The sequence below is a fragment of the Azospirillum halopraeferens DSM 3675 genome, assembly GCF_000429625.1.
Taxonomy (GTDB): Bacteria; Pseudomonadota; Alphaproteobacteria; order Azospirillales; family Azospirillaceae; genus Azospirillum; species Azospirillum halopraeferens.
Genome location: NZ_AUCF01000038.1, coordinates 12,338 through 24,519 on the forward strand (window position 1 = coordinate 12,338; position 12,182 = coordinate 24,519).

The window sequence follows — 12,182 nt, forward strand, 5'->3', positions numbered from 1 at the left end:
TCGGCGGGCCGATGACGACCGCAGGGGACGACGACCGCAGGGAATGAGCGCTTGAGAGGTCCATCCGTCTTTCGGTCCCTTCGTCCGCAATGACGGCGGGACGGCTCCTGGCCCGCGCGGTGGAGCGGCACCGGGCCGGCGACCTGGCGGAGGCGGAACGCCTGTACCGGCAGATCCCGGCGGCCGGGCCGGAGCACACCGAGGCGCTGCATCTGCTGGGCGTGCTGGCCCACCAGACCGGCCACCACGACGCCGCCCTGCGGCTGATCGGCCAGTCCCTGGACCGCGACGCCGGCCGGGCGGAGGTGCACGCCAACCACGGCCTCGTCCTGCACGCGCTGGGCCGCGTGGCGGAGGCGGAGGCCGCCTACCGCCGGGCCCTGGCCCTGCGCGAATCCTACCCCGAGGCGCACAACAGCCTGGGCAGCGCGCTCCAGGAGCAGGGCCGGCCGGCCGAGGCGCAAGCACACTACCGCCGGGCCCTGGATCTCCGGCCCGCCTATCCCGAGGCGCTGGTCAACCTGGCGACGCTGCTGCGCGACGCCGACCGGGTGGTGCCGGCGGAGGCGGCGTTGCGCCGGGCCGTGGCGCTGGCACCCGACGATGCCGCGGCGCTCGACACCCTGGGCGTGATCCTGACGGAGACGGGGCGGGCCGCGGCGGCGGAGGCCGTCCACCGCCGGGCCCTGTGCCTCGCCCCCGGCGACCCGGAGGCGCTGGTCAACCTGGGGCTGGCGCTCCGCGCGCTGGGGCGGACCGGCGAGGCGGAAGCCTGCTACCGGCACGCCCTGGCGCACGCTCCCGGCGACGCCCTGGCGCGCTGGAACCTGGCGCTGCTGCTGATCGGCCGGGGGGATCTGGCGGAAGGGCGCGAGCTGTACGAGGCGCGCTTCGAATCGCGCCGCGTGGCGGGCGGGCGCGACCCCGGGGTGCCGCGCTGGCAGGGCGAGGACGCCTCGGCCCTGCGCCTGCTGGTGTGGCGCGAACAGGGCATCGGCGACGAACTGCTGTACGGCACCTGCCTGCCCGATCTGGCGGCGGTGGCCGGCCATGTGGTGCTGGAGGTGGACCGGCGGCTGGTCGGGCTGTTCGCCCGCTCCTTCCCGCGGGTGACGGTGCGGGCGGACAGCGTCGACGGGGCGGGGCGGGAGACGGTGGTCCCCGCAGACGCCGACCGCCATGTGCCGATGGCCTCGCTGCCCCGCTTCCTGCGGCGCCGCTACGCGGACTTTCCGCCGCGCACCGACTATCTGGTGCCCGACCCGCGGCGGGTGGAGCTGTGGCGCGACCGCCTGGCCGCGTGCGGGCCGGGGCTGCGCGTCGGCGTCTGCTGGCGCAGCGGACGCACCCACGGGGAGCGCAAGGCGCAGTACACCACGCTCGACCAATGGGCGCCCCTGTGGGCGCTGCCGGGGATCACCTTCGTCGCCCTGCAGTACGACGCCCGCGACGACGAGGTCGCCGGCGTCGCCGACCGCTTCGGCGTGCGCCTGCACCGCTGGCCCGACACCGACCTGAAGGAGGATCTGGAGACGGCGGCGGCCCTGACCGCGTGCCTCGACCTGGTCATCACCGTCCAGTCCTCGGTGGGGGAGATGGCCGGGGCGCTGGGGGTGCCGGTGTGGCGCTTCAGCGCCGGCCCCGACTGGACCATGCAGGGCACCGGTTGCCGCCCCTGGTTCCCGTCCATGCGCATGTGGAGCCCGGGTGCCGCCGGCGCCGGGCTGGACGGGGTGCTGCACGCCATGGCCGCGGAGCTGCGGCGCCTGCGCGACGCCGCCGACCCCTTTGCGGCGCTGGCGGCGGCGGCCGACCGGCTGTTGGACGCCGGGCGCGGGCCGGAGGCGGAACCCCTCTACCAGCGCGTGCTCGCCGCGCGGCAGGAGCACCCGGCGGCCCTGCACGGCTATGGCCGGCTGGCCGCCGCCGCCGGGCGGCCGGACATCGGCGCCCACCTGATCGCCCGCGCCATCGCCGCAGGCGGCGGCACCGCGGCCCGCCACCGCGACCACGCGCGGGCCCTGCACGCGCTGGGCGCCGCGGCGGAGGCGGCGGAGGCGTACGGGGCGGCGCTGGCCATCGACCCCGCCGATCCGGAGTCGCGCGGTGCCCGCGGCGTCCTGCTCCTCACCCTCGGCCGGGCGGCGGAGGCGGAGGCGGCGCTGGCCGGAGCGGCCGCGCAGGCAGCGGATTGGGCGGGGCTGCACGCCAACCGCGCCCTGGCTTTGCACGCTCTCGGGCGTCACGCCGACGCGGCGGCGGCGCTGCGCCGGGCGCTGGCCCTGGACCCGGCCCTGGCGGAGGCGTGGAACACGCTGGCCTCCCTGCGTCCGGGGGAGGATGCGGCGGCGGCGGCGCGCTGCGCCGGCCGCGCCCTGTGCGTACGCCCCGCGTACGCCGAGGCGTACGGCAACCTCGGCCTCGCCCTGGCGGCGCAGGGGCGGGCCGAGGCGGCGGTGGAGTGCCACCGCGCCGCGGTGCGCCTGCGCGATGACCCGGCGGCGCTGGCCAACCTGGCGCTGGCGCTGGAGGCGGCGGGTCAGGGCGACGCCGCCGGCCTGGCGTGGTGGCGCCTGCTGCTGGCGGACCCCGGTGCGCCGGCGGGCTGGGCTGGCTTGGCCGACCTGCGCCAGCGCCAGGGGCGGGGGGAGGCGGCGGTGCGGGCGTGGCGGCGCGCCCTGGTGCTGGCGCCGCAGCGGGCGGAGTGGCACTACAACCACGCCAACGCCCTGCACGCGCTGGGCCGGCCCGACGCGGCCGACGCCGCCTACCGCCGCGCCGCGGAGGCCGACCCGGCCCTGGCGCTCGCCCGCTTCAACCGCGGCTATGCGGCGCTGGCCCGCGGCGATGCGGTGGCGGGGTGGACCGGGCTGGAGGCGCGCTTCGCCGCCGGCCGCGCCCATCCCGACCGCCGCTTCCGCCGCCCCGCGTGGGACGGCGGCGACCTTGCCGGGCGCACCGTGCTGGTGTGGCGCGAGCAGGGTGTGGGGGACGAGCTGATGTACGCCTCCTGCTACCCCGACCTGATCGCGCGCGCCGGGCGGGTGATCGTCGAATGCGATCCGCGCCTGGTGCCGCTGTTCGCCCGGTCCTTCCCCCGGGCGACGGTGCGGGCGGCGACCGACGACCCCGACGACATGGACGTGCACGTTCCCGCGGCGTCGCTGCCGCTGCACCACCGCCGCACGCTGGCGGCCTTCCCGCCGCGGGCCGGCTGGCTGAGGGCCGACCCCGCGGCGGTGGCGGCGTGGCGGGACCGGCCCTTAGCGGCCGGCCCCGGCCTGCGGGTGGGCCTGTGCTGGCGCAGCCGGTTCCGCGACGCCCGCCGGTCCGCCGGCTACACCGGCCTCGCCGCGTGGGCGCCGCTGTTCGCGGTGCCGGGGGTGCACCCGGTGATCCTGCAATACGACGACTGCGCCGCCGAGGTGGCGGAGGCGGAGGCGCGCTTCGGGGTGCGGCTGCACCGGCCGGCCGGCCTCGACCTGCTGAACGATCTGGACGGTGCCGCCGCGCTGACGGCGTCGCTGGACCTGGTGGTGTCGGCCGGCACCTCGGTGGCCGAGATGGCCGGGGCGCTGGGCGTGCCGGTCTGGCGCATCGGCGCCGCTGGCGAGTGGACGGCGCTGGGCACCGCGGTGCGCCCCTGGTACCCGTCCATGCGCCTGTTCGCCCCCCGGCCGGGGGAATCCATGGACGACCTCCCCGGCCGGATCGCCGCGGCGCTGCGCCGGGAGTGCCCATGAGCTGAGGATCGGAGCGTACCGGTGCGGGCCCCCACCCAACCCCCCGCTTCACTCGAAGGTCAGGATGGCGATCGATCGGGCAACGGCGGCTGCGGTGCGCCGGTCAGCGGTCGGGGGCGAGCGGCAGGGGGGCGGCGGGGGGCGGGGTGTAACTTCCGGCGTCCAGGATGTCGGGGGCGGCGGTCAGGGTCAACCGGTCGAAGGGGGCCAGCAGCGCCGCGGCGGTGACGTCGCGGCCGCACATACGCCATTCCAGGCGGACGGCCGACAGGGTTTCCGGCAGCACGCGGGTGCGGTCCTCGATGAGCTGCCAGGCCAGCACGCACCGCCGGGTGGCGTCGCCGGCCACCGCGTAATCATAGTCCCCGTAGCGGTTGCGCCCGGCCACGGGGGCAATGTCGGCGTCCAGGCCGGGGAATTCCCGCTCCAGCGTGTCGCGCAGCCGCTCCTCGGTGTAGAGGGGCACGGGGAAGGGGCGGTCCGGCCGCGTCAGGGCGCCCAGCACGCTGTCCGGCACGGCCTCCACGTCGATGCTCAGGCGGTTCTCGCCGGGCAGGCTGGTCGGGTTCTCCAGGACCAGCACGTAGGACCGGTAGAGGGCGCCGATCGTCCGCGCCCGCGCCCCGACGGCGGCGGGCATGCCGCCGGCACCGGTCAGGACGGGCACCTCCCCGGCGGGAATGCGCGACCAGGTGGTCGGCACCCGGTCGCCGGTGTCCTGGCGCAGGCCGGGCCCGCAGCCGGCGGCGGCGAGGGCCGCAAGCGCGGCGACGGCGATGGAGACGGCGGGCTTCGGCACGGCTCTCACTCCCCCCTGTAGATGGCGCGGCGGGCCACGGACACCGCCTCGCGCGTGTCGGCGGTGCTGAGCCGGCGGTCCAGCGCCTCGAACACCGCCAGCGCCTCGTTCTGCCGGCCCAGGGCGTACAGCGACCAGCCGCGCATCAGCGTCAGGCCGCGCGGCTCCGCCTCCAGCTCGCGCCGCGCGTCCAGCAGGCGCAGGGCGTCGCGGTGGCGCTGCTCCTCATAGGCGCGCAGCGCCTGGCTGGCCAGGGCGCCGGCCCGCAGGTCGCGGCGCTGCGCCTCGCTCAATTGGCTCGTCGGCAGGTCGCGGACCACGCCGGTGGCGTCGTCCTGGCGCAGGCGGGCCTGCAGGGCCCCGTACTCGGCCCCCTCGGTCAGCCGCCGGCGCTCGGCCGGCGGCGCCGACGGGGCCAGGGCCAGGGCCTGCGCGAAGGCCGCCTCCGCCTCGGTCGGGCGGTCCAGCTCCATCAGGCACCAGCCGCGCTGCTGGGCCAGCGCCGCGGTGAAGCGGTTGGCCCGCCGCTCCGCCTCGATCAGGTCCAGGCAGCCGCTCCAGTCGCGCGCGGCGAGGGCGCGGTCCAGCGGGCTCGGCCCGCGGGGTGCCGCGGGGCCGCCGGTGCCGGCGGGACGCTCCACCGCGCGCACCGCCTGGTCCACGCGCCGCGACGTGCCGCGCCACGGGCGGGCCGCCTCCAGCGCCTCGGCCCGCCGGTTCAGGCCGGCATAGGCCAGCACCAGCCCTTCCGCCGCCCGTTCGCCGGGCTCCCACTCGTTGGCGCGGCCGAACCACTCCAGCGCCTGCGCGAAGCGGCGGCGGTTCTGGTGGAACCAGCCCAGCGCCAGGGCGCCGTCGGCGTCGCGCCGCTCCAGCACCGCCGCCTCCGCCCGCGCCAGGTCCGCCGCCGCCGGCTCGGCGCCGCGCGCGCCCAGGCGGGCGAGGGTGCGGCCGACCTCCAGCTCCGCCAGGGCGCCGCGCACCGCGGCGTAGTCCTCCCCCTCGGCGGGGTTGGCGGTGGCGCCCAGCTCGGCCAGGTCGCGCACGCGCTCCGGCGGCAGGTGGGCGGACGCCTTGAACAGGGTGTCCCGCCGCTCCGCGGCGCGCGGACAGGTGGTGACGGCGGTGCGGTACAGGGCGAACGCGTCCTCCGTCCGGCCCAGGCGGCCGTACGCCTCGGCCGTGCGCCACAGGGTGTCCAGGCGGGCGCAGGTCAGCACCCGCGGCTCGGCGGCCGCGGCCTCCACCACCTCGCTCCAGCGGTTGGCCTCGCTGGCGTCGCGCACCCGCCGGGTGGCTTCGGCCAGGTCGAGTTCCTCCAGCAGGCGGGCCGAGGGCTGCCAGCCCGGCGTGCGCACGCGCTGTTCGGCGATGGCGGCGCGGGCCTCGGCGATGCGCCCGGCGGACAGCCGCTCCCAGAAGGGGGTCTCGTCGACGCCGCTCGGCTGCGCCTGCGGCGCGAACAGGTCGGCGGGCGGGTCCCACAGGGGATCGATGGCCTTCAGCCGGGCGATCTCCGCCTCCAGCCGGGCGACGTCGCCGATGCGCGCGTAATAGCGCAGGGCCGTCTCGTCGATGCGCCCCGGCACCGGGGCGCCGGGGGAGTCGACCTCCACCTCCACGCCGGGGGCGAGCGCGCGGGGCGTGGCCTGCGCCGCGGCCTGCGACGGGAACGCGGCGGCCAGCAGGGCGGCCGCCGCAGCCGGGATGAGGGCCGGGAAGAGGGGGCGGGTCATGGGGCGAATCCGAGGCTGCGTTCCGCCAGGCGGGTGAGAAGGAGGAGCACGGTGGAGTAATAGTCCTCGCCCGTTGCCCCCGGCGGCACGGTGACGTTCGCACCGGTGGAGGCGAGGCGGGCGGCAAGGCGGTGGACGGCGAGCATGCCCGACGACGCCGCCACCTGCGCGGTGGTGCCGCCCGGCAGCGACACGGTGGCCGGCACCGGCCCTCCGGCAAAGCGCGCGGTCAGCGCGCCGTAGGGCCGGAAGTAATAGGGATCGCGCAGGCCGCCCCAGGCGAGGTACAGGGGCACGCGGATGGCATCGTACCCGAACTGCTTGCGGAAGCCGTCGGGCAGGGTCACGGTCCCGTCCGCCTCCACCTGCGCCCAGTCCGGCGGAAGCTGCCACTGGCTGAACCGTGCCTTGGCCAGCAGCACCAGCCCCGACGTCACAAGCTCCTGCCAGGGGCCGTCCGGATCGGCGGCGGCCATGGCGCGGAAGGCCGGGAAGACCAGATAGCTGGGATTGACCACCACCGCCGTGCCCTTGCGGAACCCTTCCATGCCCGGCAGGGGCAGCGTCAGGCCGGCGTGGCGCACCACGAGATGGCGCGCCACCGCCCGGGTCAGGGTCACGCCGGGCTCGCGCAGGCCCGAGTCGGGCCACAGTTCGCCGGCGCGCAGCAGCGCCCAGGCGATCAGGACGTCGCCGTCGGTGGCGTTGTTGGGGTCGGTGACGCCCTTGCCGGGCTCCCACTTCCAGGCAACGAGCCCGTCGGGACGCACCATCAACTGGCTGCGCGTCCAGTCCCACAGGCGCCGGAACGCGGCGCGGTCGCGCGCCGCCGCGGCCAGCAGCATGCCGTACCCCTGGCCTTCGGAATGGCTGATGCCGGCGTTGCCGGTGTCCACCACCCGTCCGTCGGCGGCCACGAAGCGGGCGGCGAAGTCCGCCCACGCGGCCGGTGCCAGCTCCGCCTCGCGGCCGGCGGCCGACATGCCCGTTCCGGTCATCGCGCCGGCGCCGACGCCGGCCGCGGCGGCGGCCGCGGCCGCGGTGATGGCGAGGGCGGTCCGCCGGTTGATCGCGCGCATGCCCTAGTCCTCCTTCGTGCGGCCGAGCCGGAGCAGGATGTGGATGGTGAAGGCCAGCACCACGACGGCCCCGAGCAGCAGGCCGAACAGCACGTCGATGCGCTGCGACAGATGGCTGGCCACGATCAGGAACAGGTTGCCGAGATCGGCGCGGTTCACCAGGATGCTGTAGCGGGCTGCCGGCGCGATGGCGTCCATCCCGCCGCCGGTGCTGCGCCACAGGGCCGCACCGCCCTCCAGCATCGTCCACAGCGGGGCGGTGACCAGGCGCTCCGCCGCCCGGGCCACCACCCCCGGGTCGGCGCCGGTCAGCACCGTCCATGTGGCGTCACCGGCGGTCGGGGCGCGGAACTGCAGCAGCGCCGTGTCGGGCAGCATGTCGTCGGCCCCGAGCGTCAGGGACTCGGCGGCGTGTGACGTATCGTCCGCCGCACCGGCGCGCCCCACCAGCTCGATCAGCCGGCCGACCAGGGCGGTCAGCGAAACCGACCCGTCGTCGGGCGGCGGGACGGTGCGGTCGGCCGGGGTCTCCCATCGGGCGGCTCCGTTGCGCGCGCCCGACGGCACCACCGGCTGTCCGGCCGCCGCCGGCTGCGGGGCGCCGCGCACCGCGCGCAGCCGTTCCACGATGCGCCGCCGCTCCGCGTCGGGCAGCGGCTCGCCCGCGGCCTCCGCCTGGGAGATGCGGGTGCCCGCCTCCAGCAGGCTGGCCAGGCGATCGGGGCCGATCCGGGTGCCGTCCAGCGCCGCCTGCGGCAGGCTGGTGACCGGTCCGACGATCAGCGCGTCGCGGGTGCCGGGTGCGGTCCAGCCCACGCTGGGCACCGGGTGCAGCACCTCCCCGGCACTCTGCGCCAGCCGCGCCACCAGGGTGAGCGCCACCCCGTGCCAGGCGTCGCCCTGGCCGGCGACCACCAGGTCGAACGGTTCGGGCCGGCTGCCCTCGTCGGGGCGCACGAAGGGGAAGCCGGTGCGCGCGGTGGTCCCCAGGTCGGGCATGCCGACCAGCCGGGCGAAGCCGGGGATCTCCAGCTCGCTGCTGTCGAACAGGGTGAAGGTCGGCTTGCGGACGGCGAACAGGCAATCCGTCTCCTGCGCCGGCGGAAGTTCCGCGTCGAACTCGATCCGGTTGGGGCCGGGGCGGAACAGGTTCATGGGCAGGCGCATCTCGGCCCGCCGGATGTCGCCGCTGGAGCGCCGGTCCACCTCGATGGCGCCGCCGATGCGGCCGTTGATGCGCACGTTCAGCACCGCCCCCGGACCGATCTCCCCCTCGAACGCGGCGTTGACCCGCAGGGCGATGGTGCGGTCCGCCACCGGCCGGTAATCGGCCGGCAGCCGCACCGTGAGGCGGCCGGAATAGCGGTAGCCGGTGTGGGTCGCCGTTTCGAACCCCAGGCGCGACAACCGGTAGCGCCCCTCGCCCAGCGTGTCGGGAGGCGGCGCCATGCGGGCTTCCGGCGGGCCGTCGAGCACCACGGCGGCCTGCGGCGGCAGCGGCCGGCCGGGATCGGCCAGCCGCAGCAGGGCGCGGTCCACCTCCTCCGGTGTGCGGCCCGACGCCACCAGGACGAACCCGCCGGGCATGTCCGGCACGGGGTAGACGCCCAGGAACGGGCCGGTCACGCCCTGGAGCACCGGTGGGGCGAGCACGCCGCTCAACTCGTCGCGGGTGCCGATCAGAATCGACTTGGGGCCGGGCATGGCCGGGCCGGGCACCGGCACCGGTGCCGCCTCGCCGGTGCGCGGCGGGGCGGGCAGGGCAACGGTGATCACGCGCGGCGCCCGGTCGCCCAGGGTCAGCGCGTAGGCCTGCGCCGCCAGCGCTCCCCAGCCGAGATGGTCGGGCCGCATCGCCTCGCCCACCCGCAGGACGGCGAGCGGCGATGCCGCCCGGTCGCTCGCCGCCAGAAGCTGGGGCAGCATCGCCAGATCGGGGGCGGGCGGCGCCCCATCGCTGCGCAGCACCAGGGAGGAGCGGTCCAGATTGATGCGCGTCCACAGATCGAAGGTGCCGCGCACGTTGCAGAACGCCCGGTGCTGGGCCTCCTGGCGCAGGGTGATCCGGTTGGCGCCGGGGCGCAGGCGGCCCGGCGGCAGGGAGATGGACGCGGTGACCGGCCCGCGGTAAGCGGACAGCGGTAACTCCGCCAGAGGCTCGCCGTTGAGCGACAGCAGCAGCCGGCTGCGTTCCGGCAGCAGGTCGATGCCGTTCTCGTACTGCAGGGACAGCACCACCTGGCGCAGCGGTGCGGTGGGCGGGACCATGACGGTGAGGTCCAGGTGGTCGATTTCCCCCGCCAGCTCGGCCCGCGCCGCGCCGTCGGCCGGGCCGGACAGGGGCACCACCCGCTCATCCGCGGCGCGGGCCGGGGCGGGTCCGGTCAGCGCCGCCAGGACCGCCAGGACCATCAGCAGGGCACGCGCGCCGGTCATCGTTCCTCGGCCTCCGCCGCCGGGCGGCCGGCCAGCGTCCGCACGCCCAGCACCAGCATGGCGACGATCGCCACCGTCGCGCGCGGGACGATGCGCGAGAAGAAGTACACGAAGCCCAGCATGAGGTTGGGCGCGTTGGAGCGCTTGCGGCCGATCCAGGCGTCCCAGCCGGCACTGTTGCCGAACACCAGGCGCGACACGGTCAGCACCTCGTCACGGTCGGCCGGGGCGAAGCCGGCGCCCACCAGCAGCTCGCCGCCGCGCGCTTCCGTGCGCAGCAGCTTCACCCGCGTCGCCAGGACCTGGCCGTCGATGGGATCGGCGGTGGAGAACAGCGGCTTGTCCTGCCCGGCCAGCCGGTCGCCCCAGCGCCCCTCGACGCGCAGGCCGAGCCCGCCCGCCGACACGTCGGCGACGGTCAGCGGCACCACCGTGCCGTCGTCCAGGGTCAGCTCCCCCGGGCGGTCCATGGCCACCCGCTCCTGCTTGCGCACGCGCTTGCGCTCGTACACCACCGCCAGGCCGCTGGCCGCCAGCAGGAAGCTCAGCAGGTTCCACACCGCCACCGGGGCGATGGCGTCGCGGTGTTCGGGGAACATGGCGTAGCGCCAGGCGCACAGGGCGAGCCCCGCACCCAGCAGCAGGGCCACCACCAGGAAGGGGCCGGCGTGCTCGGAGAAGCGGGTGCGGTCGACCGCCTCGCCCTTGGCGGTCACCTTGAAGGTGGGTTTGCGCGGGCTGAAGATGGTGGACAGGGCGGCGCGGCCCACGTGCAGGGACTGCACGTATTCGTAAAGCTCGGAGAACAGCGGCCAGCGGGTGCGCCCGTGGAGCAGGTGCCCCAGGAAGATCGCCGAGAAGATGTGCGGCAGGACGAAGCAGGTGAAGTCGTACAGGTTGACCCGGAAGATCTCCAGCCCGAAGAACGCGTAGCACAGCGGCGCCAGCATGAACACCGGGCGCCAGAACCAGAAGAACCAGTACATCATCGTGCTGGCGTAGCAGAGGCGCTGGGGGATGGTCAGGCCGCGTTTCAGCCACGGGTTCTTGAGGATGAAGAGCTGGATCATCCCTTGCGCCCAGCGGGAGCGCTGAGCGATGAAGGTGGAGAAGGTTTCCGGCTGCAGCCCGGCGATCAGGGGGCGGGGCAGGTAGGCGCTGCGCCAGCCGCGGGAATGCAGTTCCAGGGCGGTTTCGCAATCCTCGGTGATGGTTTCGCCGGCCAGCCCGCCGACCTCCTGCAACGCCGTGCGCCGCAGCACCGCCGCCGAGCCGCAGAAGAACGAGGCGTTCCACCGGTCCAGCCCCGGCTGGATGGAGTAGTAGAACATCTCGTTCTCGCCGGGCATCCGGTCGAAGGTGCGCAGGTTGTATTCCACCGGGTCGGGATTGACGAAGAAGTGGGGCGTCTGCACCAGGAACAGGCCGGGATCCCGCTGGAAGAAGCCGACCGTGCTGCGCAGGAAGTCCACCGTCGGGGCGTGGTCGGCGTCGAGGATCAGGATCAGCTCGCCGGACGAGCGGCGGAAGGCATAGTTGACGTTGCCCGCCTTGGCGTGCTCGTTGCGCTCGCGGGCGATGTAGCGCACGCCCAGGCGCTCGCACAGGGCCGACAGGGTGGCCCGCCGCTCCCGCGCGGCCGCGGCGGCCGCGGGGTCGGCCTGGTTGACCTTCTGGTCGGTTCCGCCGTCGTCCAGCAGGAACACGGTGAAGCGGTCGCGGGGATAGTCGATGGCCACCGCCGCCGCGAGCGTCGCCTCCAGAAGCTCTGTGTCTTCGTTGTAGCTGGGGATGAAGACGTCCACCGTGGGCCAGGTCGCCGGCTCCCCGACCAGCGGCACGGGCTTGCGCACCACCGGGTCGAGGATGACGAACAGCGACAGGAAGAACAGGGTGAAGGTCATCAGCTCGGCCAGGAACAGGATCAGGCCAGGGATGAAGTTCAGCAGGTCGTCGGCCGGCGGCAGCGTCCCGTCGATGCGCCAGAAGAAATAGCGCAGCGTGATGAAGGCCAGCAGCAGCACCGTCATGGTGCGCGCGTGCCAGAACCGTTCGGAAAAGCGGCCGAGCACGCCCGCCACCACGACGATGGCGATGGACACCGCGGCGCTGGCGTCCCGTCCCACGGGCAATGCGGCCAGGCTGAGGAACGCCGCCGCGGACACCGCGCACAGGGCCCACATCAGCCACCGGGTCAGGCGCGTTCCCGCGCCGGCCGGCGGGCGCGTTCCAACGCCCGGCGGCGGCGGCGGTGGCCGGCGATCATTCGCAGACGAAGAAAGCGACGGGGTGATCGGCACTGAGCAAACCTGAAGACGGGCAGGGACGAACCAGACATACAGTATGCTTAAAATGCGGCAAGCATTTTCGTTGAGGCCGGAAGGCGTAC

6 protein-coding genes are annotated in these 12,182 nt (G+C 75.6%); 1 reads left to right on the forward strand and 5 read right to left on the reverse strand.

Annotated elements, in window-relative coordinates; genetic code table 11:
• Positions 1-89 precede the first annotated feature (89 nt).
• Positions 90-3,743: a tetratricopeptide repeat protein gene (locus G472_RS35125; RefSeq protein WP_035693502.1), complete on the forward strand. Its 3,654-nt coding sequence runs from the start codon at positions 90-92 to the stop codon at positions 3,741-3,743.
• A 103-nt stretch (positions 3,744-3,846) separates the two neighbouring features.
• Here the strand turns inward: G472_RS35125 and bcsN are convergent, their stop codons facing one another.
• The 5 genes from bcsN to bcsA are packed head-to-tail and all read right to left on the reverse strand — an operon-like array spanning position 3,847 to position 12,093.
• Entirely contained in the window at positions 3,847-4,542 is a 696-nt protein-coding gene (bcsN, locus tag G472_RS35130) for a cellulose biosynthesis protein BcsN (protein ID WP_051341171.1), read from the reverse strand.
• A gap of 5 nt (positions 4,543-4,547) precedes the next feature.
• Positions 4,548-6,278 (reverse strand): tetratricopeptide repeat protein, encoded by a 1,731-nt coding sequence (locus G472_RS0123005; RefSeq protein WP_029010252.1) that lies wholly within the window; start codon positions 6,276-6,278, stop codon positions 4,548-4,550.
• Positions 6,275-7,357, reverse strand: a complete 1,083-nt coding sequence (locus G472_RS0123010) for a family 8 glycosyl hydrolase (RefSeq protein WP_051341172.1) — start codon at positions 7,355-7,357, stop codon at positions 6,275-6,277. Before G472_RS0123010 ends, G472_RS0123005 begins: the two co-directional genes overlap by 4 nt.
• A 3-nt stretch (positions 7,358-7,360) precedes the next feature.
• On the reverse strand, positions 7,361-9,793 hold the full coding sequence (locus G472_RS35135; RefSeq protein WP_035693504.1) for a cellulose biosynthesis cyclic di-GMP-binding regulatory protein BcsB: 2,433 nt from the start codon (positions 9,791-9,793) through the stop codon (positions 7,361-7,363).
• The gene (gene bcsA, locus G472_RS0123020) at positions 9,790-12,093 is read right to left on the reverse strand and encodes a UDP-forming cellulose synthase catalytic subunit (RefSeq protein ID WP_281173364.1); all 2,304 of its coding nucleotides are present in this window, start codon (positions 12,091-12,093) and stop codon (positions 9,790-9,792) included. Before bcsA ends, G472_RS35135 begins: the two co-directional genes overlap by 4 nt.
• Between the last annotated feature and the right edge of the window lie 89 nt (positions 12,094-12,182).

What these genes read in the sequence shown, in the direction of transcription:
- G472_RS0123005 (WP_029010252.1), bottom strand. Translation starts at nt 6,278, where the DNA reads ATGACCCGCCCCCTCTTCCCGGCCCTCATCCCGGCTGCGGCGGCCGCC.
- G472_RS35135 (WP_035693504.1), bottom strand. Translation starts at nt 9,793, where the DNA reads ATGACCGGCGCGCGTGCCCTGCTGATGGTCCTGGCGGTCCTGGCGGCG.
- G472_RS35125 (WP_035693502.1), top strand. Translation starts at nt 90, where the DNA reads ATGACGGCGGGACGGCTCCTGGCCCGCGCGGTGGAGCGGCACCGGGCC.
- G472_RS0123010 (WP_051341172.1), bottom strand. Translation starts at nt 7,357, where the DNA reads ATGCGCGCGATCAACCGGCGGACCGCCCTCGCCATCACCGCGGCCGCG.